The organism is Pseudomonas sp. DVZ6, from assembly GCF_024259445.1.
GTDB lineage: Bacteria > Pseudomonadota > Gammaproteobacteria > Pseudomonadales > Pseudomonadaceae > Aquipseudomonas > Aquipseudomonas peradeniyensis.
The window spans coordinates 20,452-47,273 of the sequence record NZ_JANCLM010000047.1 but is presented as its reverse complement, the minus strand read 5'-3'; the positions used below and the strand labels follow the sequence as shown (position 1 = coordinate 47,273).

The 26,822-nt window shown below is 67.6% G+C and carries 26 protein-coding genes; 19 read left to right on the top strand and 7 right to left on the bottom strand.

The window, feature by feature from the left end:
* Window positions 1–11 precede the first annotated feature (11 nt).
* Entirely contained in the window at window positions 12–755 is a 744-nt protein-coding gene (locus NMG10_RS22780; protein ID WP_254465189.1) for a peptidase C39 family protein, read from the bottom strand.
* 154 nt (window positions 756–909) lie between these two features.
* Here NMG10_RS22780 and NMG10_RS22775 point away from each other — a divergent pair, with 154 nt between their 5' ends.
* Window positions 910–1,086: a hypothetical protein gene (locus tag NMG10_RS22775; protein ID WP_232856857.1), complete on the top strand. Its 177-nt coding sequence runs from the start codon at window positions 910–912 to the stop codon at window positions 1,084–1,086.
* 136 nt (window positions 1,087–1,222) lie between these two features.
* Here NMG10_RS22775 and NMG10_RS22770 read toward each other — a convergent pair whose 3' ends face one another.
* Both NMG10_RS22770 and NMG10_RS22765 read right to left on the bottom strand, forming a co-directional pair.
* Window positions 1,223–1,975: a TerC family protein gene (locus NMG10_RS22770; protein ID WP_232856858.1), complete on the bottom strand. Its 753-nt coding sequence runs from the start codon at window positions 1,973–1,975 to the stop codon at window positions 1,223–1,225.
* A 15-nt stretch (window positions 1,976–1,990) separates the two neighbouring features.
* The gene (locus NMG10_RS22765) at window positions 1,991–2,230 is read right to left on the bottom strand and encodes a hypothetical protein (protein WP_198745280.1); all 240 of its coding nucleotides are present in this window, start codon (window positions 2,228–2,230) and stop codon (window positions 1,991–1,993) included.
* Between the two features lie 132 nt (window positions 2,231–2,362).
* Here NMG10_RS22765 and nhaR point away from each other — a divergent pair, with 132 nt between their 5' ends.
* From nhaR to NMG10_RS22750, 3 genes are all read left to right on the top strand, one after another.
* Window positions 2,363–3,256, top strand: coding sequence for a transcriptional activator NhaR (gene nhaR, locus NMG10_RS22760; RefSeq protein WP_050705208.1), 894 nt, complete (start codon window positions 2,363–2,365; stop codon window positions 3,254–3,256).
* 155 nt (window positions 3,257–3,411) lie between these two features.
* Entirely contained in the window at window positions 3,412–4,623 is a 1,212-nt protein-coding gene (gene sstT, locus NMG10_RS22755) for a serine/threonine transporter SstT (RefSeq protein WP_232856859.1), read from the top strand.
* Window positions 4,624–4,754: 131 nt separating this feature from the next.
* Window positions 4,755–5,396 carry a YceH family protein gene (locus NMG10_RS22750; protein ID WP_254465188.1) on the top strand — a complete coding sequence of 214 codons (642 nt, stop codon included), beginning with the start codon at window positions 4,755–4,757 and terminating at the stop codon, window positions 5,394–5,396.
* A 1-nt stretch (window position 5,397) separates the two neighbouring features.
* Here NMG10_RS22750 and NMG10_RS22745 read toward each other — a convergent pair whose 3' ends face one another.
* Complete coding sequence (locus tag NMG10_RS22745) at window positions 5,398–5,589, bottom strand: hypothetical protein (RefSeq protein WP_110738951.1); 192 nt, start codon at window positions 5,587–5,589, stop codon at window positions 5,398–5,400.
* A gap of 182 nt (window positions 5,590–5,771) precedes the next feature.
* On the opposite strand from NMG10_RS22745, the gene NMG10_RS22740 reads away from it, so the two are divergent.
* The 3 genes from NMG10_RS22740 to NMG10_RS22730 all read left to right on the top strand — a co-directional run bounded on the left by NMG10_RS22740 (window position 5,772) and on the right by NMG10_RS22730 (window position 7,467).
* The gene (locus NMG10_RS22740) at window positions 5,772–6,236 is read left to right on the top strand and encodes a DUF1348 family protein (RefSeq protein ID WP_254465187.1); all 465 of its coding nucleotides are present in this window, start codon (window positions 5,772–5,774) and stop codon (window positions 6,234–6,236) included.
* A gap of 222 nt (window positions 6,237–6,458) precedes the next feature.
* Window positions 6,459–6,737: a hypothetical protein gene (locus NMG10_RS22735; RefSeq protein ID WP_198745276.1), complete on the top strand. Its 279-nt coding sequence runs from the start codon at window positions 6,459–6,461 to the stop codon at window positions 6,735–6,737.
* Complete coding sequence (locus NMG10_RS22730) at window positions 6,709–7,467, top strand: zeta toxin family protein (RefSeq protein WP_254465186.1); 759 nt, start codon at window positions 6,709–6,711, stop codon at window positions 7,465–7,467. The genes NMG10_RS22735 and NMG10_RS22730 overlap by 29 nt, the downstream gene beginning before the upstream one ends.
* Before the next feature lie 177 nt (window positions 7,468–7,644).
* On the opposite strand, the gene NMG10_RS22725 is transcribed toward NMG10_RS22730, so the two are convergent.
* Window positions 7,645–8,706, bottom strand: coding sequence for a sigma-54-dependent Fis family transcriptional regulator (locus NMG10_RS22725; RefSeq protein ID WP_203647267.1), 1,062 nt, complete (start codon window positions 8,704–8,706; stop codon window positions 7,645–7,647).
* Window positions 8,707–9,034: 328 nt separating this feature from the next.
* Between NMG10_RS22725 and NMG10_RS22720 the strand changes: the two genes are divergently transcribed.
* The 5 genes from NMG10_RS22720 (at window position 9,035) to NMG10_RS22700 (ending at window position 13,482) form a co-directional block, all read left to right on the top strand.
* Window positions 9,035–10,102: a PhnD/SsuA/transferrin family substrate-binding protein gene (locus NMG10_RS22720; RefSeq protein WP_254465185.1), complete on the top strand. Its 1,068-nt coding sequence runs from the start codon at window positions 9,035–9,037 to the stop codon at window positions 10,100–10,102.
* Window positions 10,103–10,117: 15 nt separating this feature from the next.
* Complete coding sequence (locus NMG10_RS22715) at window positions 10,118–11,341, top strand: lipase family protein (protein WP_254465184.1); 1,224 nt, start codon at window positions 10,118–10,120, stop codon at window positions 11,339–11,341.
* A gap of 15 nt (window positions 11,342–11,356) precedes the next feature.
* Window positions 11,357–12,526, top strand: a complete 1,170-nt coding sequence (locus tag NMG10_RS22710) for an LLM class flavin-dependent oxidoreductase (RefSeq protein ID WP_203647270.1) — start codon at window positions 11,357–11,359, stop codon at window positions 12,524–12,526.
* A gap of 321 nt (window positions 12,527–12,847) precedes the next feature.
* Complete coding sequence (locus NMG10_RS22705; RefSeq protein ID WP_186713448.1) at window positions 12,848–13,120, top strand: type II toxin-antitoxin system ParD family antitoxin; 273 nt, start codon at window positions 12,848–12,850, stop codon at window positions 13,118–13,120.
* Window positions 13,117–13,482, top strand: coding sequence for a type II toxin-antitoxin system RelE/ParE family toxin (locus tag NMG10_RS22700; protein WP_232856865.1), 366 nt, complete (start codon window positions 13,117–13,119; stop codon window positions 13,480–13,482). The genes NMG10_RS22705 and NMG10_RS22700 overlap by 4 nt, the downstream gene beginning before the upstream one ends.
* A 131-nt stretch (window positions 13,483–13,613) precedes the next feature.
* Here NMG10_RS22700 and NMG10_RS22695 read toward each other — a convergent pair whose 3' ends face one another.
* Both NMG10_RS22695 and NMG10_RS22690 read right to left on the bottom strand, forming a co-directional pair.
* Entirely contained in the window at window positions 13,614–14,345 is a 732-nt protein-coding gene (locus NMG10_RS22695; protein ID WP_203647272.1) for a class II aldolase/adducin family protein, read from the bottom strand.
* A 15-nt stretch (window positions 14,346–14,360) separates the two neighbouring features.
* The gene (locus NMG10_RS22690) at window positions 14,361–15,407 is read right to left on the bottom strand and encodes an ABC transporter substrate-binding protein (protein WP_203647273.1); all 1,047 of its coding nucleotides are present in this window, start codon (window positions 15,405–15,407) and stop codon (window positions 14,361–14,363) included.
* A 319-nt stretch (window positions 15,408–15,726) separates the two neighbouring features.
* Between NMG10_RS22690 and NMG10_RS22685 the strand changes: the two genes are divergently transcribed.
* The 7 genes from NMG10_RS22685 to NMG10_RS22655 all read left to right on the top strand — a co-directional run bounded on the left by NMG10_RS22685 (window position 15,727) and on the right by NMG10_RS22655 (window position 26,734).
* Window positions 15,727–16,959, top strand: a complete 1,233-nt coding sequence (locus NMG10_RS22685; protein ID WP_254465183.1) for an acyl-CoA dehydrogenase family protein — start codon at window positions 15,727–15,729, stop codon at window positions 16,957–16,959.
* 162 nt (window positions 16,960–17,121) lie between these two features.
* Entirely contained in the window at window positions 17,122–18,903 is a 1,782-nt protein-coding gene (locus NMG10_RS22680) for an ABC transporter ATP-binding protein (RefSeq protein WP_254465182.1), read from the top strand.
* Window positions 18,896–20,728 carry an ABC transporter ATP-binding protein gene (locus tag NMG10_RS22675; protein WP_254465181.1) on the top strand — a complete coding sequence of 611 codons (1,833 nt, stop codon included), beginning with the start codon at window positions 18,896–18,898 and terminating at the stop codon, window positions 20,726–20,728. Before NMG10_RS22680 ends, NMG10_RS22675 begins: the two co-directional genes overlap by 8 nt.
* Before the next feature lie 274 nt (window positions 20,729–21,002).
* On the top strand, window positions 21,003–22,151 hold the full coding sequence (locus NMG10_RS22670; RefSeq protein WP_203647277.1) for an LLM class flavin-dependent oxidoreductase: 1,149 nt from the start codon (window positions 21,003–21,005) through the stop codon (window positions 22,149–22,151).
* Window positions 22,152–22,162: 11 nt separating this feature from the next.
* The gene (locus NMG10_RS22665; protein WP_254465180.1) at window positions 22,163–23,230 is read left to right on the top strand and encodes an ABC transporter substrate-binding protein; all 1,068 of its coding nucleotides are present in this window, start codon (window positions 22,163–22,165) and stop codon (window positions 23,228–23,230) included.
* A complete protein-coding gene (locus NMG10_RS22660) occupies window positions 23,227–24,285 on the top strand; it encodes an ABC transporter substrate-binding protein (RefSeq protein WP_254465179.1) in 1,059 nt (352 codons plus the stop codon). The genes NMG10_RS22665 and NMG10_RS22660 overlap by 4 nt, the downstream gene beginning before the upstream one ends.
* Window positions 24,286–24,493: 208 nt before the next feature.
* A complete protein-coding gene (locus NMG10_RS22655) occupies window positions 24,494–26,734 on the top strand; it encodes a TonB-dependent receptor (protein WP_254465178.1) in 2,241 nt (746 codons plus the stop codon).
* The last annotated feature ends 88 nt before the right edge of the window (window positions 26,735–26,822 follow it).

The window sequence follows — 26,822 nt, the reverse complement described above, 5'->3', positions numbered from 1 at the left end:
TCATTTCGGCCTCAATGCCCGAGGCTGCTGACCGCCTGCTTCGCCGCGATCTCCTGCCCGGCACGGGCCAGCTCGTCCGCCGCCTGCAACCAACGCTGGCGATCCACCTGGGCCGGCAGTTGCCGTGGCGACTGCAGCAGCACCGCCCAATTGCCCTCCTTGGCCCACGCCGACTCGAAATCATCGAAGGCCATCAACTGGCGCCGATGCATGCCCGAACGCAGCAGCACCCGCTGCTTGTAGCGGTCGTAGCCGATCAGCACCGCATAGCGCGGCTCGCTCCACCAGGCCGAACCTTCCTGATAACGCAGCAGCACCGGATAACCGGCGGCCACCTGCGCGAGCAGCGCGTCCAGGTGCTTGTCCAGCGGGTAGACCACCCGACCGTACTCACGGGCTACCCGGGGAATGCCGGTGTCCAGCGATTCGGCGGCCTTGGGCAGGCCCAGCGCCTTGTCGAGCAGGCCCGGGGTGATCGGCGCGCCCTGTTGCGACAGCACCGCGGCCAGGGCCATCGAGCCACTGTGGTTGGCGTTGCCGCGGTAGAACGGCACGCTGCTGATCTCGACCCGCTGCGGCAGGCCCTTGAGCGCGGCCGGTGGCGTGCCGGCGCAGCCAGACAGGGTCGCCGCCACCAGGCAGGCGACCAGCAGGCGACGTGGGCCCAGGGCCCGAAACTTGGAGAGCTTTTGCAACGTGGACACTCGCTTGTTCCGCGGCCAGGCAGGCGGCGCCCGACCAAGAACCCCGATCATAGGATGCCGGCGTCCGCGGGTATAGCCCGGCGCGGTCTTGGAACGAAACGGCCCAAGGACTAGACCTTCGGTCAATGGAACGTCACAGCCGACAGGCTAGACTGAAGCTGTGTCTGGATGGCGAGCACGGCTCGCCAGAGAGAAGGAGGCACACATGAGCCTGACAATGGCAATTCTCGTGTTGGTCGGCATGTGGCTCAGCGTCGCGGCGGCCATGCTCTGGGGGGTGTTGCGCATCGTGCGCCGGCATTCCCACCCTCATCACCTGCCACCACAGGCCGTGGCCAAACAGCCCGTGCGTCGCGCACGACGCCATGCCGGGGCGCATTGACCTGAAACCTTCCTGAAAAGCATCGCGGGGCAAGCCCGCTCCCACGCTTTGCACCATTCCCCACCAAGAATGATTCCTGGCGTGGAATGGTGCAAAGCGTGGGAGCGGGCTTGCCCCGCGATGGCCTCAGTCGAGATCAGCCCTCGGCCGCCTCACGCTTCAAGCGCGCCCGGCGCGCCAGGATGTTGAGGATCTCGATCGCGGTCGAGAACGCCATGGCCGCATACACATACCCTTTCGGTACATGGGCGCCAAAGCCTTCGGCGATCAGGGTCATGCCGATCATGATCAGGAAGCCCAGGGCCAGCATCACCACGGTCGGGTTGTCGTTGATGAACTTGGCCAGCGGGTCGGCGGCCACCAGCATCACGATCACGGCGCTGATCACGGCGATGATCATGATCGGCAGGTGCTCGGTCATGCCCACGGCGGTGATGATGCTGTCGATCGAGAAGACGATGTCCAGCAGCAGGATCTGGAAGATCGCCGCGGTGAAGCCGATGGTCACGGCGTTGCCGGCCTTGGACTCTTCCTTGGCGCCATGCGGGTCGACGCTTTCGTGGATCTCCTTGGTCGCCTTCCACAGCAGGAACAGGCCACCGGCGATGAGGATCATGTCCTTCCACGAGAACGTGTGGCCGAACACCTCGATCACCGGCTCGGTCAGCTGGACGATCCAGGCCACGGTGCTGAGCAGCGCCAGGCGCATGATCAGGGCCATGCTGATACCAATGCGGCGTGCCTTGGAACGGTAGGCCTCAGGCAGCTTGTTGGTGAGGATCGAGATGAAGATCAGGTTGTCGATGCCGAGCACGACCTCCATGGCCACCAGGGTGGCGAGGGCAACCCAGGCGGTGGGGCTTGCGGCGAGTTCCAGCAAATATTCCATTGGTCAGTCCTGCTCTCAGATGTCCTGGGTGTCTTTCTTGTCGTCTTCGGCCTTGGCCTTCTCGGCATCGCTGCCGATGGCGTCGCTCAGGGCCTGCTGGGCGGCGTCGTTGGTCTTGTCGATGGCCTGCTTGGCGGTTTCGGCGGCCTGGTCGAGCATCTGCTGGGCGGATTTCTCGGCCTGGTCGCAACCGGACATGGCGAACAGGGCCAATACCAGCACCAACGGTGTACCAATGGATTTGAGTTGTAGCATGAGGTCCTCGCTTGTCGAATTCCGGGCGGCGCGTCGTGCGCCTGATGGGGAGGCATTCTAAAGAGGCTGAAACATCCGGAAAATTCGTTTTTTCAGCGTGTATACTTCGGTTTTTACGAACTGAGACAGGCCATGCTCAACTACCGTCAGCTCCATTATTTCTGGGCCGTGGCCAAGACCGGCAGCATCGCCCGCGCCAGCGAGCAGCTGAACCTCACCCCGCAGACCATCAGTGGGCAGATCAGCCTGTTCGAGCAGACCTGGAACCTGGAGCTGTTCCAGCGCGTCGGCCGCCAGCTGGAGCTGACCGAGACCGGGCGCCAGGCGCTGGTCTACGCCGAGCAGATGTTCCAGATCGGCGGCGAGCTGGAAGCCATGCTGCGCGCCGGGCCGCAGGAGCAGATCCTGTTTCGCGTGGGGGTGGCCGACGTGGTGCCCAAGTCCATCGTCTACCGCCTGCTGGCGCCGACCATGGAGCTGGACGAAGTGCTGCGCATCAGCTGCCGCGAGGACAAGCTCGAACGGCTATTGGCGGACCTGGCGATCCAGCGCCTGGACCTGGTGATTTCCGACAGCCCCATGCCCAGCCACCTGGACATCAAGGGCTACAGCCAGAAACTCGGTGAGTGCGGCCTGAGCTTCTTCGCCACGCCCACGTTGGCCGAACGCCTCGACCGCCCCTTCCCCGCCTGCCTGGACGACGCGCCATTGCTGATCCCCGGCCAGGAGACCGTGGTGCGCAGCCGACTACTGCGCTGGCTGGCCGAACAGCAGGTGCAGCCGCGCATCGTCGGCGAATTCGACGACAGCGCACTGATGCAGGCCTTCGGCCAGTCGGGCAGCGGCATCTTCGTCGCCCCCAGCGTGATCGCCGAGGAAGTCTGCCGCCAGTACGGGGTGCGCCTGATCGGCCAGACCGAGGCGGTGAACGAGTCGTTCTACGCCATTTCGGTGGAGCGCAAGGTCAAGCACCCAGGGATCCTGGCGATCACCGAGGGCGCGCGGCGGGAGCTGTTCCACTGGTAACCCGACGGGTACACAGGGTGCGTGGGAGCGGGCTTGACCCGCGATTCAGGCGAAACCGCTTCGGCCAGTGATCGCGGGGCAAGCCCGCTCCCACGCTATGCCCCGCAGGTCTGTGATAAAGTCGCGCGCTTTCACGTAATCGGATTGCGCTGCACATGACCCCCATCCTCCGCCTCATCAACCGCACCGGCCTGGTGACGCAGATCTGCATCGGCCTGGTGGCCGGCATTCTCCTTGCCCTGCTCGCCCCCGCCGTGGCCCGTGACCTGGCGTTCCTCGGCAAGGTCTTCGTCAGCGCCCTGAAGGCCGTGGCGCCGGTGCTGGTGTTCATCCTGGTGATGGCCTCGATCGCCAACCACCGCCATGGCCAGGAAACCCACATCCGCCCGATCCTCTGGCTGTACCTGCTGGGCACCTTCGCTGCGGCGGTGGTGGCCGTGGCGGCGAGCATGCTGTTCCCGTCCAACCTGGCGCTGACCACCAGCGATGCCGCGCTGAGCGCCCCCGGCGGGATCGGCGAGGTGCTGCAGAACCTGCTGCTCAGCGCCGTGGACAACCCGGTCAACGCACTGCTCAACGCCAACTTCATCGGCGTGCTGACCTGGGCCATCGGCCTGGGCGTGGCCCTGCGTCATGCCAACGACACCACCCGCACCGTGGTCGAGGACCTGTCCAACGGCGTCACCCTGATCGTGCGCGTGGTGATCCGCTTCGCCCCGCTGGGCATCTTCGGCCTGGTCAGCGCCACCCTGGCGCAATCGGGCCTGGACGCGCTGCTCGGCTACCTGCACCTGCTCGGTGTGCTGATCGGCTGCATGCTGTTCGTGGCGCTGGTGATGAACCCGCTGATCGTGTTCTGGAAGATTCGCCGCAACCCCTACCCGCTGACCCTGCTGTGCCTGCGCGAGAGCGGCATTACTGCCTTCTTCACCCGCAGCTCGGCGGCCAACATCCCGGTCAACCTGGCGCTGTCGGAAAAGCTCGGCCTGCATGAGGACACCTATTCGGTGTCGATCCCGCTGGGCGCGACCATCAACATGGCCGGCGCGGCGATCACCATCACCGTGCTGACCCTGGCCGCCGTGCACACCCTGGGCATCCCGGTGGACCTGCCGACCGCGGTGCTGCTCAGCGTGGTGGCGGCGGTCTGCGCCTGTGGCGCCTCGGGCGTGGCCGGTGGCTCGCTGCTGCTGATCCCGCTGGCCTGCAGCCTGTTCGGCATCCCCAGCGAGATTGCCATGCAGGTGGTGGCGGTCGGCTTCATCATCGGCGTGCTGCAGGATTCGGCGGAAACCGCGCTGAACTCCTCCACTGACGTGCTGTTCACTGCGGCGGCGTGCCAGGCCATGGAGCAGCGCAGCGCCTGAGGCCGCTGTCGCGGGTCAAGCCCGCTCCCACGCCCTGTGGGAGCGGGCTTGACCCCCGATGCCCCCGGTGATTGCTTAAGCCCGGCGCTTTACCTAGGCTAGTGGCCTTTTCCTCGCAATGAGACAGGGCCATGTCAGAACACGAAACCACCGGCGAAGGCCGTTTCAGCAGCATCGAGATCCGCGTGCTCGGCTCGCTGATCGAGAAGCAGGCCACCAGCCCGGAAACCTACCCCCTGACCCTCAATGCCCTGGTCCTGGCCTGCAACCAGAAGACCAGCCGCGAACCCGTCATGAACCTCTCCCCCGGCCAGGTCGGCCAGGCCCTGCGCGCCCTGGAGAACCAGGAAATGGCACGCCTGCAGATGGGCAGCCGCGCCGACCGCTGGGAGCAGCGGGTCGACAAGGCCCTGGAGCTGGTACCGGCGCAGCTGGTGCTGATGGGGCTGATGTTCCTGCGCGGCCCGCAGACCCTCAGTGAGCTGCTGACCCGCAGCAACCGCCTGCACGAGTTCGATGACACCGAACAGATCCAGCACCAGCTGGAGCGCCTGATTTCACGCGGTCTGGCCCTGCACCTGCCACGCCAGGCCGGCCAGCGCGAAGACCGTTACACCCACGCCCTGGGCGACCCGGCCGAGATCGAGGCGATTCTCGCCGCCCGCCAGCAAGACGGCGGCACCCGCTCCGCCAGCGCGGCGGACGAGCGCATCGAAGCGCTGGAAGCCCGAGTGGCGGCGCTGGAGGCGCGCCTGGCCCAGCTCGAAGGTTGATTCAGGGCTTTTCGGCGTCGGGGAAATTGCGGCAGCTCTTGCGTTCGGCCAGCTCCCGCTCACTGGGGCGCTGGTCGACGAACACGGTGCGGCCGTCGGCGTAGATTTCCAGGTAGCCCCAGTGCAGGTCCTGCTCGGTCTGCCCGGGCTTGGGCGGGACGAGCCACCAGGGTTCGCGGCTGATCAGGTTCATGAGTGGGCTCCAGTGGGGCTGGCGGTAACTTGTGCGGTAACTATAGACAGCCAGGCCTGGCACTCCCGCGCGGATTGTTCCTCCGAGGACAATTATGAAGTGCCCGGCGCACCGATTCTCCCTGCCCGGCGACGGGTCTAATCTCGGTCCTGCAAACCCACTTCCCGCAAGGATCGACCACGATGTCCCGCCCACCACTGCCCCCCTTTACCCGTGAAACCGCCATCCAGAAGGTGCGCCTGGCCGAAGACGGCTGGAACAGCCGCGACGCCGCCAAGGTGGCCCTGGCCTATACCCTCGACACCCACTGGCGCAACCGCGCCGAGTTCTGCAGCAGCCGCGAAGAGGCCCAGGCCTTCCTCACCCGCAAGTGGAACCGCGAACTGGAGTACCGCCTGATCAAGGAGCTCTGGGCCTTCACCGACAACCGCATCGCCGTGCGCTACGCCTATGAGTACCGCGACGACAGCGGCCAGTGGTACCGCGCCTACGGCAACGAGAACTGGGAGTTCGCCGAGGACGGCCTGATGCGCAACCGCCACGCCAGCATCAACGAGCAGCCCATCAGCGAGGCCGAGCGCAAGTTCCACTGGCCGCTGGGACGCCGCCCGGACGATCATCCTGGGCTGAGCGACTTCGGTTTCTGAGGAGCGACGCCGGATCTGCGGGGCCGCTCGACGGCCCCGTTTCAGCTTTAGGAAACGGACTACGTGAGCCTGGGAAACCGTGAGCGCAGCGTTGTGCCAGACTGCAGGTCGACTCCACTCCAGGACAGCCCGATGACCCTCCTTGATGCCTTTTTACAATGTCGGCGCTATGATGCTTCCCATGTGCGCAAGCGGTTTCGCGTTGCGCGGAGGTGTCCAGCGATGGCAGCAAAAGCAAAGAAAGTCTCCGAACGAGACCTCGATGCCCTTGAGCAACAAATCCCCCTGCACGCCAGCGAGGCCACGCATTCGGCCTACCTGCGTGCCCTGCAGGCCAGCCAGCGCGGCGTCCTGTGTGTCGATGAAGGCGAACTGGTGCGCGTCGAGGCCGATGGCGCCCGAACCGTGCTGGGCAAGGCCAGCCCCCGGCGCAAGGTGCGGGTCGGCGAGGTAATCAGCGTGCGCAGGGTCGATGACGAGACGGCCGGCGGGCGTGCCTAGACTGCGGGTTTTCGCGGGGCCCAACGGCTCGGGCAAGAGCACCATCAAGGCCAGCCTGCCTGCGGCGCTGACACGCCTTTTCGTCAATGCCGACGAACTCGAACACGAGGCGAAAGACACCGGCTTCATCGACCTCGCCCCGTTCGGCATTCAGGCCACCCAGGCCGAATTACACGCCTTCCATCTCAAGCATCATCTGATCGCATCCCGGCAGCTGGTTGCGCAGGCGCGGCTGCTGCAACTGCTCAATAACCGGATCGACTACCGCGCGGTGCCGGTGGACTCGTACTTCGCCTCGGTTATCGCCGATTTCATTCGCCAGCGCCTGCTGGAGGCAAAGCAGAGCTTCACCTTCGAAAGTGTCATGTCGCACCCGAGCAAGATCGAATTCATGCGCCTGGCCCAGGCCCAGGGCTATCGCACCTACCTCTACTTCGTCTCGACCGAGAACCCGCGGATCAATATCGAGCGGGTCGCCATTCGCGTGCGCGCCGGCGGGCATCCGGTCAGGGACGACCTGGTACGCAGCCGCTACGAACGTTCCCTCGACCTGCTGCCCGAGGCCATCGCCGCCAGCCATCGCGCCTACGTGTTCGACAACTCCGGCCAGAGCGCGGTTTGGCTGGCAGAAATCACCGATGGCGTGCAGCTGGAATACCGTAACGAAGAAATTCCCGACTGGTTCTTCGAATCCTATGTGGATGAAGTCGAGCGGCCGGCAGAGGTGTAACGATATCCCAAGCCATCCACGACTCCTGTAGGAGCGGCCTTGTGCCGCGAAAGGGGTGCGAAGCGCCTCCAGAACTTGTGCCTCAAGCTGATATCGCCGGGGCCGCTACGCGCCCCTTTCGCGGCACAAGGCCGCTCCTACAGGGAAACGCGCATGGGCTGTCATTCGCCATCACACTCAGCGCCCTCCGAGTTCCCCGATCTTCTCCAACCGTGCCCGCACGATATTGCGGCTGATGTTCAGCAACCGCCCGGTCTGCAACTGGTTGCCATGGCAATAACGGTACGCCGCGCGGAACACGGTCTCCTCGATGTGTTCGTAGAGGTCCGGAATATTCTGCTCGAACAATGCAAGCAAGGCGCTTTCCAGGCTCACCGGCGCCACCGCGCCCGGCGCTGGCAACCCGGTCACCTCCGGCTGCCCCAGCGCCTGTGGGCGCATGTCCACCAGGTGCAGGTCCCCCGGCGCCACCTGCTGCTGGCGGCACACCAGCAGCGCATGGTGAATGGCGTTCTCCAGTTCGCGGATGTTGCCCGGCCAGCTATGCGCCAGCAGCTTGCGCTCGGCCTCGATGCTCAGGCTGGCGCGCTCGTAACCCAGGCGCCGGCAATGCTCCTCGATGAAGAACTCGGCCAGCGGCAGGATATCCCCGGGCCGTTCGCGCAGCGGCGGCAGACGGATGGTCGCCACGTGCAGGCGGTAGAACAGGTCTTCACGAAAGTGCCCGGCCACCACGGCGTCGGCCAGGTTGACGTTGGTCGCCGCCACCAGGCGCACGTTGATCGGCACCGGGGTGCGCGAGCCGAGGCGCACCACTTCACGCTCCTGCAGCACGCGCAGCAGCTTCACCTGCATGTTCAGCGGCAGGTCGCCGATCTCGTCGAGAAACAGCGTCCCGCCGTTGGCGGCCTCGAACCAGCCGGCCTTGTTCGAGGTGGCGCCGGTGAAGGCGCCCTTCTCGTGGCCGAACAGCTCGCTCTCCACCAGGGTCTCGGCGAAGGCGCCGCAGTTCACCGCGACGAAAGGCTCACTATGACGGCGACTGAGCTTGTGGATATGGCGGGCCACCAGCTCCTTGCCGGTGCCGGTCTCACCAATGATCAGGGTGTTGGCTTCGCTGGGGGCCAGGCGCTCGATGCGGCTGAGCAGCTCCTGGGAGCGCGGGTCCTTGAACACGAGCACGGTGGCGCGCACGGATTTGGTCAGCTCGCGGGCATTGGGATGGGTAATCAGCGACATGGGGGCATTCCTGGCAGTGTGTGCGCGCCCTCATAGTGCATGAAACAAGTTAGACCGAAAAATTATTAATAAATATTTATATATTCGATTAGTGAATATATAGAAAACCAATCGTTGCAGTGCTGCTGGAGCAGCAACCGGTCAGCAACGGCCTGCCTGCCGATCAGCACCCCGAACCGCGCGCCAATGCCTTCACTGTAGCGCCTAGCCCTTGTCGCACAAGGGCTGCAGCCCTGCCCGCAGCGCCCTGGCATGCATTTCGCTCCTGCCTGACAAACGCCTGGGCCGCCCAAACACGCGGCCCGCACACTGTCGGGAGCGCAACATCATGAAAATCCTCTGGCGCCATGGCCTCGCCCTGCTCGGCCTGCTGTTGAGCCTCACCACCTGGGCCGGCGAACCGCCCAAATCCGTGCGTATCGCCATCGTTGCCTTCACCCAGGGCGGCGTGCCGGTGTTCGGCGGCATCCCCGGGCGGGTGATCGAGGATGGCTGGCTGACCCAGCAGCTCGCCCAGCGCGGCATCAGCCTGGACTGGGTCGCCCTGCCCCACGCCGGCGCCGGTCCGCAGATCAACGAAGGCTTCAGCAACGACAGCCTGGACTTCGCCGTGCGCGGCGACCTGCCCTCAGTGATCGCCGGCGCCGGCAACGTGCCGGGCAAGCTGGTGGTGCCCGGTGGCAGCGGCAACAACGTGTACCTGGTGGTGCCGGCCAACTCCAGCGCCCGCAGCATCCAGGACCTCAAGGGCAAGCGCCTGGCCCTGCACCGTGGCCGGCCATGGGAGTTCGCCTTCAGCAACTTCCTCGTAAGCCAGGGGCTGCAACTGAACGACTTCAAGATCGCCAACCTCAACCCGCAGGTTGGCGCGGCGGCGGTGTCCGCGGGCAAGGTGGATGCGGCGGTGCTGCTCAACGAAGCCTATGCCCTGGAAGACAAGGGCGTGGCGCGCATCCTCTGGTCGACCAAGCAAGGCGCCGACGACTGGCGGCTGGTCTCGGACCTGTGGGCCACCGACCGCTTCGTCGAGCAGCACGCCGACCTCACCCAGCTGGTGGCCACCGCCTGGGTCAAGGCCGCCTGGTGGATCTCCCAGGAGCAGAACCGCGACGCCTACTACAAGTTGTCGTCCCGCGCCGGCGTGGCCGAGAGCGTGCTGCGCCGCGACGACCAGGACGACCCGGTGGCCTGGCAGGCGCGCTGGGCGCCGAAGAGCGATGCCCAGCTCAAGGCCCATTACCAGGCTCTGGCCCGCTACGCCCTGGACAACCGCCTGATCCGCACGCCCTACGACATCGGCCCGGACCTGGCCACCGGTTTCACCCGCCAGGCCCTGAGCGACCTGCAGCTCACCCATTACTGGCCGTCCCTCGACGCCCAGCTCAGCCAACACTGATCAAGAGATCCGCCCATGAAACTGCCCGTTACATTCGCCCTGGGGTTGTCAGCCCTGGCCTTGTCCATCGCCGCCGTGGCCGCCGACACCTTCGCTCCCAAGCCCGACCCGCAGCAGGGCGACGGCCGGGTCTCGGCCTTCTACACCTGGAGCAAGGCCATCCCGGCCACCCCCGGCAAGCTGCTGCGCAGCGAGCCGCTGGACAGCGCCCTGAGCCTGCCCAACGCCGCCAGCGCGCAACGCATCCTCTACACCTCGCTGGACGGCATCGACGGCAAGACGCCGATCGTGGTCTCCGGCGCGCTGTTCATCCCCAAGGGCAAGGCGCCCGCCGGCGGCTGGCCGGTGGCCAGCTGGGGCCACGGCACCGTGGGTGTCGCCGATATCTGCGCGCCGTCCTGGGCCGGCCGTTCGTACCGTGATGTGCAGTACCTCAACCGCTGGCTCGACGAGGGTTATGCCATCGTCGCCACCGATTACCAGGGCCTGGGCGTGCCCGGCGGCCACCCGCTGCTGAACAACCGCATGGCCGCCTACGGCATCCTCGACGCGGCCAGGGCCGTGGTCGCCGGCGTGCCGGGCCTGGCCAACAAGGTGCTGATCGTCGGCCAGTCGCAAGGCGGCGCCGGGGCCTTCGCTGCCGGTGCCTATGCGGCCACCTATGCGCCGGACCTGGGGGTGAAGGGCAGCATCGGCACCGGGGTGATCTACACCATCGGCGCGCAGAACGTTGGCGAGCAGGATGTGAACAAGGTCGACCCGGCGCTGGCCTACGGTTTCTACACCCTGCTGGCGGCGCAGCAGTACGACCCGAGCATCGACCCGCGCGACTTCTACACCGACAAGGCCCTGCCGCTGTTCGAGCAGGCGCGCAGCAGTTGCCTGTCCGCCCTGGTCAGCGATGTGGTCGGCAGCGGGCTGACCCCGGCCAATGCCAAAAAAGACTATCAGGGCGACCAGCTCAAGGCCTGGCTGGCCCAGGTGTCGTACCCGACCCTCAAGCTGGCGCAACCGATCTTCATCGGCACCGGTGCCGAGGACAAGACCCCCGCCGCCAGCACCCAGGTGGCGCTGATGCAGGACGCCTGCAAGGCCGGTTCCGTGGTCCAGGGCCACCTGTACAAGGGCCTGGGCCACAGCGAGACGGTCAACGCCTCGCTCCGGGACTCGATCCCGTTCGCCCGTCAGGTCATCAGCGGCCAGCCCGTCACCCCGATCTGCAACCCCAGTGTCCAGTAAGCCAGGAGCACGACCATGAGCCTCGAATTCTTCACCCGCCTGCCGCTGCACGGCGAGACCCAGTTCCTCCCGGGCGACCCGCGCAACCGCGGCGACTGGCATGCCGGCGGCCCCAGCACCGGGGCCGTCTCGGGCTTCGCCGTGGGCGATCACTTCAGCTACATCGACTACCTCGGCCAGGTGGCCCGCGCCGCCGAGATCAACGGCTTCGGCGGCGCGCTGATGGTCAACGCGCCGACCGGCGAGGAGCCGTGGACAGTGTGCTCGCTGCTGGCCCGCGAGACCCGCACGCTGAAGTTCGTCACCGCCTTCCAACCCTACCACTACACGCCCTGGGTGGCGGTGCAGCAGGCCGCCACCTACCAGCGCGCCACCGGCAACCGGCTGGTGTGGAACATCATCAACGGCGGCTCGGACGCGATCCAGCGCCAGGTCGGCGACTTCGAAGGGCACGATGAGCGCTACGCCCGCGCCACCGAGTTCATGGACGTGGTGCGCGGTTACTGGCACAACCCCGACTTCCACTACCAGGGCCGCTACTACAGCGCCGAAGGCGGTGGCCTGCGCGGGCCGTTGAAGAAGGCCGAGCTGCCGCTGATCTGCACCGCGGGCTCGTCCGAGGCGGCCCGGGAGTTCGCCGCCCGGCACGCCGACTTCTACCTGATGCGCGCCGAGCACCCCGACGAAATCGCCGCGCTGATCGCCGATATCCGCGCACGCGCCTTGAAGCACGGGCGCAGCGATATCCGTTTCGGCCTGTCGATCGATGTCATCACCCGCGACACCGAGCACGCCGCGCTGGCCGAGGCCAAGCGCTTCTTCGACGAGGGCGTGGCCAAGGGCACGGTCAAGGCCCGCGCCGCCCATGCCGGGCTGCGCACCGCGCGCAAGCTGAGCTACGAGCACGAATACGCCGAGCAAGACGAAGCGCGTGCCTTCGACGACTTCTTCATCCATCCCAACGTGTGGACCGGTTTCGGCTACATCGGCATCCCGCCGGGCTGCGCCCTGGTCGGCAGCCACGCCAACGTGGTGGCGCGGATCCGCGAATACCATGCCATCGGCATCGACCTGTTCTTCCTCGCCGGCTACCCACACCTGGAGGAGGCCTACCGCCTCGGCGAACACATCCTGCCGCATTTCCGTGAGCAACGCGCCCCGCTCACCCGTCCGAGCCAGGCCTGACCTCGGCGCAGCCAGAGCGCTCGCTGTTCAGTGCCTGGCGCTTCGGGAATATCTGGCTAAAAGGCTGGGCACTGCCCCCTGTAGGAGCGGCCTTGTGCCGCGAAAAGGACGCGCAGCGGCCCCGGGAGCTGCGCACTGGCCTAGATTGTCGGGGCTGCTCTGCAGCCCTTTCGCGGCACAAGGCCGCTCCTACAGTGCGCCCAACCGCAGGCGCAGGTGGCCTGCAGGGTGCCATAGATCGGTTGTTCTGCCGTCACCTTTGGCGTTTGAGGCAGGGATATGGCATAAATCGCCATATCCCTTCATTACCTGGAGCACAGCATGGCCACTCACAATGTGATTGTCCCAGGCCCCATGGAGCAGACCATCGAAGAACTTGTGCAAACGGGTCGCTACCAGAACTTCAGCGAAGTGGTGCGTGCGGGCCTACGCATGCTCATCGATCACGAAGCTCAGGAGCAGGCGCGCCTCGAGGCCCTGCGTACCGCTGCCAGCATCGGCATCATGCAACTGAACGCCGGTCAGTTCGATGAGGTCGACCTGGACAATCTGGATGAGTACCTGGGGAGCCTGGGGCAGGCTGACAAAGAATGACCACAGCAACGATCCGCCTGTCTCACGCGGCTCGTAATGACATCAGCGAAATTCTTCGTTTCACCCAGGTGCAGTTCGGTGACGCTGCACGGCGACGCTACCAAGGGCTGCTCCAGGCGGCATTGCGTTCGATCAGTGAAGCACCGGAGCAAGCGGGCAGTTGCAAACGTGCGGAGGTCGCGGCTGGCCTGCGCAGCCTTCACCTGATGCATTGCCGCAGCGTGTCCAAGGCAGGACGAGTCGCACGCCCCAGGCACCTGATCCTCTATCGACAACAGATGGATCAGGTCGTCGAAGTCGTACGTGTCCTTCACGACGCGATGGAGCTGTCGAAGCACCTCCCGCAAGATATCCCCCGCTAAACGGACGACGCTCACGGGCGAGCGGAACAATCACCTCCCCCGATGCACACTCGGCGAGTGCCAGGAATAGGGGCAGTCGGGAGTGGTGAGGTTCTCGAGGATCTTGACCTCCATGCGCGAAAGGTGGGGTATCAGTTGCGACGGTCGATGCCGGGCACCAGGCCCAGTTCGCTGGCGCGCTCGTACAGGCCGCTCATCTTCCACTGCTGGGTGAGCACACCCGGGCCGTAAGGACGCGAGCCGCCGAGGGCGTCGGCGAGCAGCTGGATCTGCGCGCCCTCCTCCAGCAGCAGGATGAATTCGGCGGTGGCGCGCAGGCCCTGCTTGCCCCACACGGTGGCGCCGCCGTTGGCCTCGAGAATGGCCAGGTTGAACGGGTTGGCGGCGATCTGCTCGAGGATGAAATCCACCTCGGCCTGGCGGCGGTCGATGTACACCGGCAGCTCGCGGGCCAGCTGGTAGCGCTGCACCGGCACGTAGTGGAACGGCAGGCTGCGGTGGGTCTGGGCCCAGGCGCCGAGGTAGGGGCTGTGCACGTGGGACACGGTAGTGATGTCGGCGTGGGTCTGGAACAGCTTGGTGTAGCGGCCCAGCCCTCCCTTGCCCTTGCCGAGGATGACATTGCCGGCAAAGTCGCTGACGGTCGCCTCCAGCGGTTTGCGGTGGTTCCACGGGCCGCCGTAGTTCACCGACACCAGCAGTTCCTCGCCGGGTACCCGCTCGATGAAGCCGACGGTGCCGTTGGCGGTGATGGTGCGGGTTTCGCGGAACACGCTGAAGGCCGCTTCTGCCTCGGCCAGCACCTGGTCGGTGAAGGCTTGCAGCTCGGTGCTGAGGGGGCGTTCGTTGATCAGTACGGTCATGGTCGGTCTCCGGTATCAGGCGCGGCGCTGGGCCAGCAGGTCATGGGCGGCTTGCAGGGGACGGTGGTCGACCCAGTCGGCGAGGTCGAAGTCGCGTTCCAGGAAGCCATGCAGGTTGAGGAAGGTCTTCTGGGTGTCGAGGTAGGCCAGGCGCTGGGGCGACAGGTCCGGTGCCAGGGTGGTGTGGAAGTCGCCGCGATAGGCTTCGGCCACGCCCTGGCTGCCGGCGCGGGTCTCGTCCTCGAGAATGCCGTTGAGCGCGTCGCGGTTGCCGGCGGCCCAGTCGGCGGCGCGCAGGGTCTGGGCGAGGAAGCGCGTTACCAGGTCGAAATGCTCGTCGAGCAGGCGCTGGTGCACGGTGATCGGCCGCGGCGTGCCGTTGTTGATGCGGTGGCGCGGATCAGGCAGGGCATCGAGGTCGATGCCCACCACCAGGCCCAGGCGGCGGGCGGCATCGGCGGCGGCGGCGCCCTTGACGTACACCGCATCCACCTCACCGCGCACCAGCGGATCCAGGCCCGACCACAGCCGTTGCAGGCCCAGTTGCGGGGTGCCGGCATCGAACTGGTCGAGCAGCGCCACCTCCACCAGATGCACGTCATCGAAGCCCAGGCCGGCCGAGGCCAGCGCGCCTTTGTAGCCATGCAGGCTCATGGCCCGGGCGATGCTGCCGGGGCGGTTGTCGCCCCAGGCCGGCAGGGCCAGGCGCTTGCCGCGCAGGTCTTCAGGGCGGCGGATGTCGCTGTCGGGGCGGACCAGGATGGTCTGCCACTCCTCGATCCAGGTCAGGCCGATCAGCCGTGTCGGCGCACCGGCGGCGCGGGCGGCCAGGGCCGGCAGGTTGCCGCCCTCGCGGAACAGGCCGGGAAGCTGGTGATCGTAATGGTGATGGCCGAGCTGGCGGGCCTCCTGCAGGGTATCGATGGGCAGGCCGTCGGCGGCGAATTCATCTTGCAGCCAGCCGAGCTTGTAGGCGATGCCCGAGGCAGTGGGTACCGGGCAGCGGGTGAACCAGAGGCGCTCCAGGGTTTCAGGTTTGGGAGTGGCTTGAGCGAGGGTCATGGGTGGCTCCTTGGACGTCGTGCAAGGACCGTTGCAGCGCTCGTGCCAAGGGCTGGGATGCCCGGAATACCGGGCTTTTCGGTGATGGCCAGAGTGGCGACTGCTGATCAGGATGCAGGATTGCGGCGCGGGTGTTGCCTGATCAGCAGAAGCGACGATCAGAGGTGCTGCTGGAGCAGCAAGGGTGCGCTGAAAGCTCGGTACTGCGTGGGCTTCAGGGCTGTGGCAAAGAAGTTGCTCTGGCGTTTGCAGGCATCGCGGGGCAAGCCCGCTCCCACACCGACCCGCGATGGGCCATACACTGCCACCGAGGTAACCCATGACCACCATCGAACACCCGCCAGCCCGGCGCATCACCCGCGAATCCGAAGCCATCGACATCGCCCGCCAGGTCGCCGGCGAAATCGCCGCCCTCGCCGCCGACCCGGGCAACAACCGGCCACTGCCCCGCCGCCAGGCCGAGCTGCTGTCGAGCAGCGGCCTCACCGCCATCGGCGTGCCCACGCAGTTCGGCGGCCTCGGCGCCTCGGTCGCGACCATCGTCGAGACCGTGCGCCTGATCTCCACCGCCGATGGCGGCGTCGGCCAGCTGCTGCAGATCCACAACGTGATGCTGCGCGGCGTGCTCGGCGGCTACCCCGACGAGGTCCGCGACCGCGTGCTGGCCGATGTGCTGGCCGGCAAGCGCCTGGGCAATGCCCTGGCCGAGGTCGGCGGCAACAACAAGTTCGCCCTCAAGACCCGCGTCGAACGCCGCGCCGACGGCAAGCTGGTGCTCAATGGCAGCAAGTTCTACTCGACCGGCGCCTACCTGGCCGAGTGGATCTCGCTGACCGCCGCCAGCGAGGACGGTGGCGCCGGCGTGCTGCTGCACCGCGACACCCCCGGCCTGACCCTGGTCGATGACTGGGACGCCTTCGGCCAGCAGCACTCGGTGAGCGGCACGGTGAAGTTCGACGAGATCGTCCTCGACGAACGCTTCGTCACCTTCCGTAGTGGGCCGATGAAGCGCACCGGCCTGACCTTCCCGCAGATCCTTCACGCCGCCATCGACAGCGGCATCGCCGCCGGCGCCCTGCAGGCGGCGGTGGACTACCTGCGCGAGCACGCCCGGGCCTGGGTCGAGAGCGGCGTCGAACGGGCCAGCGACGAGCCGCACATCATCCGCCAGGTCGGCGAATACGCCGTGGCCCTGCGCGGCGCCGAGTCGGTGCTGCGCGAGGCGGCGCGGGTGTTTGACGCCCATGAGCGCGACCCGGCGGACAAGGCGCTGGAGGATGAGCTGATCCTCTCGGTGGCCACCGCCCGGGCGCATGCCGATGGCGCGGCGCTGAAGATCGCCAGCGACCTGTTCTCGCTGCTGGGGGCCAGCGCCTCGCTGAGCAAGTGGAACCTGGACCGTTTCTGGCGTGATGCCCGGGTGCACACCACCCATGACCCGATCCGCTGGCGCCTGCACAACGTCGGTAACTACTACCTCAACGGGGTGGATCCGGGGGAGTACACGGCAGTGCTCAATGCCAAGGAAGCGCAAGGCGCTACACGTCGCTGAGGGGTTGCGCCCTTGGGGCTGCTGCGCAGCCCTTTCGCGGCACAAGGCCGCTCCTACAGAGACCGCGCGATTCCTGTAGGAGCGGCCTTGTGCCGCGAAAGGGGCGCGCAGCGCCCCCGGCGACCTCGAAGACCTCCCGCCACCACCAGACCCGAGCCCTGCATGACCTCCAGACACCCCCTCCTGCGCGCCCTGGCCATCTACCGCGAGATGCCCTGGCGCTTCACCCTGGTCACCACCCTGTACATCGCCGGCAACCTGGGCCTGGCCTGGCAGCAATGGCTGATCGGCCACGCGGTCGACGATGTCGGCGCCGGCCGCGCCGTGACCCGCCTGGCCGACGGCAGCCTCGACGCCAGCCTGGGCTGGCACTGGCTGTGGACCCTGCTGGCCATCGCCCTGGCCCGCGGCCTGCTGCAGTACGCCGCCGCAGTGCTGTCGCTGGTGCTCAGCCAGGCCCTGCTGACGCGCCTGCGCGAACGCATTCTCGAACAGGTCCAGGCCCTGCACCTGGGCTACCACTGGCGCCATGGCATGGGCGAGCTGGTGACCCGCACCACTCGCGATGCCGACAAGGTGCGCGATGCGCTGATCACCTTCTGGCGACAGATCGTCGAGACGCCACTGGTGGTGCTGGCGGCGGTCGGCCTGCTGGGCTGGTACGACCCGCTGCTGGGCCTGGTGCCGTTGCTGCTGACCGGTGCCGGGCTGTGGCTGTTCGTACGTCAGACCGAGCGCCTTGTCACCCTTGATCGGGCAGTTGCCTCGGCGTATGACCAGGTCAGCCAGGATCTGGCCGAAGGTATCGGCGGCGTGCGGGTGATCAAGGCGTTCGGCCTTGAGCAACGGCGCATCGCTCGTTTCGCCGAGCAGGTGACACTGTTCAGCGGCCACGCCCGTGCGGCGCTGGCCTACGCCAGCTCGCGCATTCCGTTGCCGCAGGCGGTGGTCGCCCTCGGCCATGTATGGATCCTGGTGTACGGCGCCCACCAGGTGGCCGCCGGCCGCCTGGGCATCGGCGAGCTGGTGACCTCGCTGCTGGTAGCCACCACCCTGGTGTTCCGCATCGAAGGCATCGGCCGGGTCATGCAGACCTTCGCCGACGCCCGCGCCAGCGCCGAACGCATCTGGCAACTGCTCGACGAACGCCCCGCCATCATCAGCGGTCAGTGCGCACTGCCCGAAGGGCCGTTGGGCCTGAAGCTGGAGCAGGTGCGCGTACGTGCGCCGGATGCCGGCCGCGACCTGCTGCACGGCTGCTCGCTGCAACTGCGCCCCGGCGAGGTGGTGGCGCTGGTCGGCGCCACCGGCAGCGGCAAGAGCCTGCTGGCCAGCCTGCTGCCGCGCCTGGCCGAGGTGGACGGTGGCAGCGTGCGGGTCGGCAGCGACGCTCACGGCTGGCACGATGTGCGCGACCTCGACCTGGCGGCCTTACGCCGCCGGGTGCAGGTGCTGGCGCAGGAAAGCTTCCTGTTTTCCGACTCGCTCGCCGCCAACCTGCGCCTGGCCGCGCCCGACGCCAGCGACAGCGAGCTGCGCGAGGCCCTGCGCCAGGCCGCCGCCGAGGACGTGCTGGAGCGCCTGCCCCACGGCCTGGATACGCCACTGGGCGACCGTGGCGTGACCCTTTCCGGCGGCCAACGCCAGCGCCTGTGCCTGGCCCGCGCCCTACTCGGCGCGCCCGACATCCTGTGCCTGGACGACGCCACCAGCGCCCTGGACGCCCAGAGCGAGCGCCGCGTGCTCGACAACCTGCGCCGTCAACGCAGCCAGACCGGCCGTGCACCGACCCTGCTGTTGATCACCAGCCGCCTGTCCACCCTGTTGCTGGCCGACCGCGTGCTGCTGCTCGACGGCGGGCGCATCCGCGCCAGCGGCAGCCACGCCGAGCTGACGGCAAACAACGCCCACTACCGCGACCTGCTGGGGATCGAGCATGGCTGAAAGCGAAATCGACATCGAACAGCGCCTGGCCCGCCAGGCCCTCGACCGCGGCATGCTGGGCCGTTTGCTGCCGCTGCTGCGGCCGATCCGTGGGGCGATCCTGAGCGTGATCGGCCTGGAGCTGCTGCTGGTGTTCACCGTGTTCCTGCGGCCGTGGTTCGTCCGCGAGCTGCTCGACCGCGGGCTGATCCAGAACGCCGGCCACTGGCTGCTGGACGAGCGCCTGGTGCTGTGGCTCGGCCTGGGCCTGGCCGCCAGCTGGCTGGGCCGCTTCCTGCTGGCGGGCATCTCGCAGTTGATTGCTGGCGGTGCCGCCATCGGCGTGCTCAACGCCCTGCGCGTGCAGGTGTTCGCCCATGTCCAGGCGCTGTCGGTGAGCTACTTCGACCAGACCCGCGCCGGGCGCATCATCGCCCGTGCCGACCGCGACGTCGACGCGCTGGAACCGTTGCTGGTGCAAGGCCCGCCGGAGCTGCTGGGCGCCCTGTTGCGCTGCGGCCTGGCCGGGGTGATGCTGTGGCGCATCGAGCCGAGCTTCTTCTACAGCCTGGCGGCCACCGTGCCACTGCTGGCACTGGCCACCTGGCGCTTCAAGCGGGTGTCGCAGCGCAACTGGGCCAAGGTCGCCGAGCAGCGCAGCCGCTTCACCGCGCACCTGGTCGAAAGCGTCAGCGGCGTGCGGCTGATCCAGCAGTGCGGGCGCGAGGCCAGCAACCAGCGGCGCTACCGGCAGCTGCTGGAGGTGTTCAACCAGGCGCTGATCCGCGGCAGCCTGCGCACCGGCTGGTTCGCGCCGTTCACCGCGCTGCTGGGCACGGCGGGCATGGCCGTGCTGTTGCTGGTGGGCGCCTTCGGCCTGGCCGAAGGCCGGGTGAGCGTCGGCCAGGTGGCCGAAAGCCTGTTCTACGTGTTCCTGTTCCTCGGCCCGCTGCAGGAGCTGTCGGACCTGTTCGAGCGCTACGCCACCGGCAGCGCCTCGGCGCAGCGCATCTTCCTGCTGCTCGACACCCGCGCCCAGGTGCTCGACCCCGCGCAACCACGGGCGCTGGGCCGGGCCCGTGGCCAGGTGGACTTCGCGCAGGTCGGCTTCGCCTACAACGCCAGCGCCCGCCCGGTGCTCGACGGGCTCGAGCTGCATATCCCGGCGGGTGAAGTGCTGGCCATCGTCGGCCCCTCGGGGCATGGCAAGAGCACCCTGGTGCAGTTGCTCACGCGCTTCTATGACGTGCAACGCGGGGCGGTGAAGCTCGACGGCATCGACCTGCGCGAGCTGGCCCAGCACGACCTGAGGCGCAACGTCGGCGTGGTGCTGCAGGACAACGTGCTGTTCAGCGGCACCCTCCTCGACAACCTGCGCCTGGCCCGGCCCGGCGCCGACGACGCCCAACTGATCGCCGCCGCCCGCGAACTGGGTGCCGACGAGGTGCTGGAGCGCCTGCCGCTGGGCTACCACACCGAAGCCGGCCCGCTGGGCAGCCACCTGAGTCACGGTCAGCGCCAGCTGGTGTGCCTGGTGCGCGCCTATCTGGCCGACCCTGCGGTGCTGGTGCTCGACGAAGCGACCTCGGCGGTCGACGTGCACACCGAGCGGCGCATCCAGCAGGCGCTGCGCCGGCTGTGCCAGGGCCGCACGGCGATCATCATCGCCCACCGCCTGGCGACCATCCGCGACGCCGACCGGATCGCCGTGGTGCGCCATGGGCAGGTGGTCGAGCTGGGCCGGCATGCCGCGCTGGTGGAGGCCGGCGGGGTGTATGCAGGGTTGTACGCGGCGTATCTGCGCAGTGCCGGGGAGCAGGTTGGCGGAACCACGCAACCCGTGTAGGAGCGGCCTTGTGCCGCGAAAGGGCTGCACAGCAGCCCCAGGATCTCAGGGTAACGCACATATCGCCGGGGCTGCTGCGCAGCCCTTTCGCGGCACAAGGCCGCTCCTACAGGGAAATTGCGTTCCCCTGCTGCTCACCGGGCAACGGCTGCTGCCTGACTGCTGCCACAGCAGCACCCCACCCTTGCCACCCCACGCCGTTCCGGCCCTGCAGTGCCATGGCACAGCCGTTGCACCACCCTCCCCATCGACCACCTCCCCTTCAGGAGCCCCCATGACCACCGAATTCTTCTGGCGCCTGCCCCTGGGCACCGACGGCCCGCAACTCTCCACCGACCGCCACACCCGTGGCAACCCGCAGCACCGCCCGGGCCACATCGCCCCCGGCCGCCTGCCCGGCGGCGAGGCCGACGGCTTCACCTACATCGACTATATCGCCCAGGTGGCCAAGGCCGCCGAGCTGGCCGGTTTCGAAGGCGCCCTGCTGCCCACCGGCCCCGAGCCATGGATCGCCGCCGCGGCCCTGGCCCGCGAGACCCGGCGCATCCGCTTCCTGATCGCCTTCCAGGCCACCTGGACCCTGCCGGCCTACGCCGCGCAGCAGGCGGCGATCCTGCAGAACCTCAGCGGCGGGCGGCTGGACTGGAACATCATCACCGGCGGCAACCCGGCCAGCCAGCGCGCCAACGGCGACTTCCTCGAACACGACCTGCGCTACAAGCGCACCGGCGAATTCCTCGACGTGATCCAGGGCCTGTGGGCCAACGACAGCTTCTCCTACGAAGGCGACATCTACCGCCTGGAGCACGGCAGCCTGCCGCCGGGCCTGGCCCACGAGCGCAAGCCCGGGGTGTACTTCTCCGGCTTTTCCGACGCCGCGCTGGAGGTCGCCGCCCGCCACGCCGACGTCTACCTGAACTGGGCCGAGCCGATCGACAAGCTCAAGCCGCATCTCGAGCGGGTGCGCGAACTGGCCGACAAGCAGGGCCGCACGGTGCGCTTCGGCCTGCGCGTCGACCTGTTCGCCCGCGAAACCGAAGAGCAGGCCTGGCGCGAGCTGCGCCAGCAGTTCGAACGCCTCGAAGGCAAGAGCAGCGCCATCGCCAAGGGTTTCGCCAGCGGCTCCGACTCGGTCGGCGGCGCGCGCCAGGCAGCCTATCACCAGCACCTGCAGGACTTCGACGAACTGAAGCTGGCGCGCAATCTCTGGGCCGGCTTCGCCAAGGCCAAGCCCGGCCCGACCGTGGGCCTGGTGGGCAGCCACCAGAACATCGCCGAGCGCCTGGCCGAATACCGCGACGCCGGCTTCTCGACCTTCATCCTGGCGGCCAACCCGCACCTGGAAGAGGCCCTGCGCATCGGCCAGGAAGTCCTGCCGCTGGTGCAGCAGGCCGCCGCCACGCCGCTCAAGGCCAGCGCCTGAGGAGAACGACCATGAGCCAACCCCTCGACACCCTCTGGTACACCCGCTGTCCGGTGCCCACCGGCCTGGGCATCGCCGTGCAGCAAGGCTGGCTGCAGCAGGACTTGTCCGCTCTGGGTACCCGCGTGCAGTCGCTGCGCGAAGCCGACGAACAGGCCGTGCGCGAATCGCACTTCGACCACACGCTGCGCAACTCGGTGCGTCACGGCGGCAGCATCCCGGCGATCTGGGCCCGCGCCCAGGGCCGCGAGACCCGTGTGCTCGGCCTGTCCTGGGCCGACGAGGCGCAACTGATCCTGACCCGCCCGGACAGCGCCATCCACACGGTGCAGGACCTCAAGGGCCAGCGCTTCGGCCTGCCCGACTGGAGCGCGGCGCAGATCGACTTCACCCGCGCCCAGGCCCTGCGCGGCCTGGAAAACGCCCTGAAGCTGCACGGCCTGCAGGTGGGCGACCTGCAACTGGTCAACTACCGCTACCACGGCACCTTCAGCGACCGTCCGGTGCGCAATGTCGCCGGCACGCCGGTGTCCACCGGCCAGGGCGAGGGCCGCAACCTAGAGCTGGCCGGCCTGCTGCGCGGCGAGGTGGACGCGATCTTCCTCAAGGGCGCCAGCGCCGTGCAACTGGCCCACGCCTTCGGCCTGCGCACCGTGATCGACACCGGCAGCCACCCCGACCCGCTGATCCGCAGCAACAACGGCACGCCGCGCACGCTGGCGGTGGACAGCCATCTGCTCGAACGGCACCCGCAGGTGGCCCGCACGCTGCTGTCCAGCGTGCTGCGCGCCGAGCACTGGGCGCAGCAGCACCCGGACGAGACCCGTCGCTACCTCGCCCGCGAAACCAACAGCAGCGAATACTGGGTCGGCATGGCCTATGGCAATGACGCCCACCTGCGCCTGCGCACCGCCCTGGACGAACAGGCCATCGACGCGCTGCAGGACTTCGTGCAGTTCCTCGCGCGCTGGCGCTTCATCCCGGCCAGCTTCGCGGTACGCGACTGGATCGACCGGCAGCCGCTGGACGCGCTGCTTGCCGCCCCTTCTGCCATGGACAGGAAACCCGTCGCCTTATGAGCAAGCCCCTGGAAACCCTCTGGTACACCCACAGCCCGGTACCCACCGGCCTTGGCATCGCCGTGCAGTCCGGGCGCCTGGCCCAGGCCTTCGCGCCGTTCGGCACGCGCATCCAGTCGCTGCGCGAGTCCAGCGAGCGCGAGGTGCGCGAGGCCCACTACGACCACCACCTGCAGAACTCGGTGCGCCACGGCGGCAGCATCCCGGCGATCTGGGCCTACGCCAGCGGCGTCGAGACCCGGGTGCTGGGGCTGAGCTGGATCGACGAGGTACAGCTGATCCTCACCACTGAAGAAAGCGGCGTACGCGGCATCCGCGACCTGAAGAACCGCCGCTTCGGCCTGCCCAAGTGGGCCAACGTGCAGATCGACTTCACCCGCGCCCAGGCCCTGCGCGGCCTGGAGAACGCGCTCAAGCTCGAAGGCCTGAACGTGGCCGACGTCGAGCTGGTCGACTACCCCTACGGCGGCACCTACAGCGATGAACCCAAGCAGCATTTGTACGGCTCGGAGGTGGCACTGGACACCCGCCGCGTGAGTCGGCGCAACAACGAGCTGATCGGCCTGCTGCGCGGCGACATCGACGCGATCTTCCTCAAGGGCGCCCACGCGGTGCAGCTGGCCCACGAGTTCGGCCTGCGGGTGGTGGTCGACACCGGCAGCCACCCCGACCCGCTGATCCGCAGCAACAACGGCACGCCACGCACGCTGACAGTGGACACCCACCTGCTGCACGAGCATTTCGAGGCCAGCCGCACCCTGGTCGACACCGTGCTGCGCACCGAGCAATGGGCCTGGGCCAACCACGAGGACACCCGGCGCTTTCTCGCCCGCGAGCTGAACACCAGCGAGTACTGGGTGGCGGCGGCCTATGGCGAGGATGCCCACCGGCGCCTGCGCACGGCGCTGGATGGCCGCTCCATCGCGGCGTTGCAGGACTTCAGCGAGTTCCTTCATCGCTGGGGGTTCATCCCGCGGCGCATCGATGTGCGCGAGTGGATCGATTCGAGCGTGCTGGAGCAGGTGATCGGCTCCACCTCGCGATTGGCTGTCTGATCGCATCACGGGGGGCGTGGGAGCGGGCTTGCCCCGCGATTGGGGCGGCCCTGCTGCCCCAGCAACACCCGCCAAACACCCCACTGCTGCAGCATCCGCACCGACCGCTTGAAAGACCAATAAATACGAATAAAAACAGTGTATTACGAGCTTGGCACAGTCCCTGCTCTGTCCTCCCCAACAACGCGTTCACTCGGGGAGATTCCACATGCACCAGCGCCATCCACTAGCCCGCCAGATCAGCCTCGCGCTGCTGCTCGGCAGCACCGCCAGCCACACCTTCGCCGCCGCCGAGAACAAGACCGAGCCGGCCCTGGAGACCGTCACCGTCACCGCCCAGCACCGCGAACAGACCCTGCAGGAAGTGCCGGTGGCCGTGTCGGCGATCAAGGGCACGCAACTGGTCGCCGACGGTGTGCGCTCGATGGGCGACATCACCACCTTCGTGCCCAACGCCTCGGCCAAGAACCCCGACGGCGACGGCCGCCCGCGCTGGTACATCCGTGGCCTGGGCACCGGCGACACCGGCGCGGCGACGGTCTACCCGGTGGGCATCTACGCCGACGACGTCTACCTCAACGCGCCCATCGCCGGCGGCGGGCCGCTGTTCGATCTGGAGCGCATCGAGATCCTGCGCGGCCCGCAGGGCACCCTGTACGGCAAGAACACCACCGCCGGCGCGGTCAACGTGATCTCGAAGAAACCGACCTTCGACACCGACGGCTATGGCACGGTCGGCTTCGGCAGCAAGAACGAGCGCATCCTCAACGGCGCCCTCGGCGGTACCCTGGTGGACGACAAATTGGCCGGCCGGGTGTCGCTGTATTCCGAGGAACGCGACGGCTTCCAGCACAACGATTTCGACGGCAACAGCTACGGCGACGTCAACAAGAAGGCCGTGCGCCTGCAGTTCCTCGCCCAGCTCAACCCGGACCTGGACGCCCTGCTGAAGATCCACAGCCGCCAGTTCAAGGGCGACGGCAGCAACGGCTCGCTGCCGGTGGGCAGCTACTACAACGTCGGCTACCAGCGCCCCAACGGCCGCGACATCTCGCTCAACGTCAACGAGGACTACCGCCTCGACCACGACGGCGCCTCGCTGACCTTCAACTGGTACCTGGGCGACTACACCCTGACTTCGATCAGCGCCTACGACGACATCCGCAACCGCTCCACCACCGACGCCGACTACACCCCCTACGAGGTCAATGGCGCCTCGATTACCGACAACCGTTATCGCCAGTGGTCCCAGGAACTGCGCCTGGCCTCGCCGGAGGACCGTTCTCTGCACTGGCTGCTCGGCGCCCACTACTTCCACGAAGACCTCGACAGCGCCTCGCAGCGCATCGTCACCCCGGGCCCGACACCCAACGGCAGCGGCTCCAACCAGGTCGGCAGCACGGCGTTTCGCGACCTGGGCTTCGACCATCGCACCGACAGCTACGCGCTGTTCGGCAACGTCACCTACGACTTCACCGACGACTTCAGCGTGACCGGCGGCCTGCGCTGGACCCAGGAGAAGAAGGACATCGACCTGGACCTGGTGCAGCTGACCCGCGCCAGCGCCAACGGCCCGCTGATCCCCATCGCCGGCGTTGGCAGCAACGGCAACCGCCAGCAGGACAAGACCTGGGAAGCCTGGACCTACGACCTGACCCCGGAATACCGCATCAACGACAACCTGCGGGTGTTCTTCCGCTATGCCCATGGCTTCCGTTCCGGCGGTTTCAACACGGGGCTTTCCACCAGCCTGGCGCAGCTGACCACGGTCGATCCGGAAGAACTGGACGCCTACGAGCTGGGGCTCAAGTCCGAGTGGTTCGACCGGCGCCTGACGGTCAACGCCAACGTCTTCTACTACGACTACTCGGACATCCAGGTAAACCTGCTGACGGTCAACAACGGCGTGCTCACCACCGCCCTGACCAACGGCGCCAAGGGCAAGGTCAAGGGCGCCGAGCTTGAGATCGAGGGCCAGCCCACCGAACGCCTGCACCTGCGCGCGGCCGTGTCGTTCCTCGACACCGAGTACACCGATTTCAAGAACACCAACCCCACCACCGGCGCGGTGACCGGTGACTACAGCGGCAACAGCTTCGTGCGCTCACCACGCAACGTGGTGTCGCTGGGCGCCGACTACACCCTGGCGCTGGACGTGCCCGGGCGCGTGGTGGCTGGTGGCGACGTGAGTTTCCGCGACAAGGAGTACTTCCTCGCCGACCGCCAGAGCAGCGCCGACGAGACCCTCAGCCAGCCGCACTACACCCTGGCCAATGCGCGCCTGAGCTGGTTCAGCGCCGACGACAAGCTCAGCGTCACCGGCTTCGTCAACAACCTCACCGACCGCCGCTACCAGGTGCATGGCCGGCCCAACGGCGGTGCCGGGCAGTACGTGATCACCTACGGCGACCCGCGCACCGTGGGGATGAGCGTTACCAGCCGGTTCTGATTTTTCTGCCCCCTGGGGCTGCTGCGCAGCCCTTTCGCGGCACAAGGCCGCTCCTACAGGGTTTGCGCGGCCCCTGTAGGAGCGGCCT

Coding starts and splice junctions, on each gene's coding strand:
- NMG10_RS22750 (WP_254465188.1), top strand. CDS start 4,755: ATGTCAGAACACGAAACCACCGGCGAAGGCCGTTTCAGCAGCATCGAG.
- NMG10_RS22725 (WP_203647267.1), bottom strand. CDS start 8,706: ATGTCGCTGATTACCCATCCCAATGCCCGCGAGCTGACCAAATCCGTG.
- NMG10_RS22745 (WP_110738951.1), bottom strand. CDS start 5,589: ATGAACCTGATCAGCCGCGAACCCTGGTGGCTCGTCCCGCCCAAGCCC.
- NMG10_RS22720 (WP_254465185.1), top strand. CDS start 9,035: ATGAAAATCCTCTGGCGCCATGGCCTCGCCCTGCTCGGCCTGCTGTTG.
- NMG10_RS22665 (WP_254465180.1), top strand. CDS start 22,163: ATGAGCCAACCCCTCGACACCCTCTGGTACACCCGCTGTCCGGTGCCC.
- NMG10_RS22695 (WP_203647272.1), bottom strand. CDS start 14,345: ATGACCGTACTGATCAACGAACGCCCCCTCAGCACCGAGCTGCAAGCC.
- NMG10_RS22775 (WP_232856857.1), top strand. CDS start 910: ATGAGCCTGACAATGGCAATTCTCGTGTTGGTCGGCATGTGGCTCAGC.
- NMG10_RS22660 (WP_254465179.1), top strand. CDS start 23,227: ATGAGCAAGCCCCTGGAAACCCTCTGGTACACCCACAGCCCGGTACCC.
- NMG10_RS22780 (WP_254465189.1), bottom strand. CDS start 755: ATGATCGGGGTTCTTGGTCGGGCGCCGCCTGCCTGGCCGCGGAACAAG.
- NMG10_RS22670 (WP_203647277.1), top strand. CDS start 21,003: ATGACCACCGAATTCTTCTGGCGCCTGCCCCTGGGCACCGACGGCCCG.
- NMG10_RS22655 (WP_254465178.1), top strand. CDS start 24,494: ATGCACCAGCGCCATCCACTAGCCCGCCAGATCAGCCTCGCGCTGCTG.
- NMG10_RS22700 (WP_232856865.1), top strand. CDS start 13,117: ATGACCACAGCAACGATCCGCCTGTCTCACGCGGCTCGTAATGACATC.
- NMG10_RS22685 (WP_254465183.1), top strand. CDS start 15,727: ATGACCACCATCGAACACCCGCCAGCCCGGCGCATCACCCGCGAATCC.
- NMG10_RS22735 (WP_198745276.1), top strand. CDS start 6,459: ATGGCAGCAAAAGCAAAGAAAGTCTCCGAACGAGACCTCGATGCCCTT.
- nhaR (WP_050705208.1), top strand. CDS start 2,363: ATGCTCAACTACCGTCAGCTCCATTATTTCTGGGCCGTGGCCAAGACC.
- NMG10_RS22765 (WP_198745280.1), bottom strand. CDS start 2,230: ATGCTACAACTCAAATCCATTGGTACACCGTTGGTGCTGGTATTGGCC.
- NMG10_RS22705 (WP_186713448.1), top strand. CDS start 12,848: ATGGCCACTCACAATGTGATTGTCCCAGGCCCCATGGAGCAGACCATC.
- NMG10_RS22675 (WP_254465181.1), top strand. CDS start 18,896: ATGGCTGAAAGCGAAATCGACATCGAACAGCGCCTGGCCCGCCAGGCC.
- sstT (WP_232856859.1), top strand. CDS start 3,412: ATGACCCCCATCCTCCGCCTCATCAACCGCACCGGCCTGGTGACGCAG.
- NMG10_RS22770 (WP_232856858.1), bottom strand. CDS start 1,975: ATGGAATATTTGCTGGAACTCGCCGCAAGCCCCACCGCCTGGGTTGCC.
- NMG10_RS22715 (WP_254465184.1), top strand. CDS start 10,118: ATGAAACTGCCCGTTACATTCGCCCTGGGGTTGTCAGCCCTGGCCTTG.
- NMG10_RS22740 (WP_254465187.1), top strand. CDS start 5,772: ATGTCCCGCCCACCACTGCCCCCCTTTACCCGTGAAACCGCCATCCAG.
- NMG10_RS22730 (WP_254465186.1), top strand. CDS start 6,709: ATGACGAGACGGCCGGCGGGCGTGCCTAGACTGCGGGTTTTCGCGGGG.
- NMG10_RS22710 (WP_203647270.1), top strand. CDS start 11,357: ATGAGCCTCGAATTCTTCACCCGCCTGCCGCTGCACGGCGAGACCCAG.
- NMG10_RS22690 (WP_203647273.1), bottom strand. CDS start 15,407: ATGACCCTCGCTCAAGCCACTCCCAAACCTGAAACCCTGGAGCGCCTC.
- NMG10_RS22680 (WP_254465182.1), top strand. CDS start 17,122: ATGACCTCCAGACACCCCCTCCTGCGCGCCCTGGCCATCTACCGCGAG.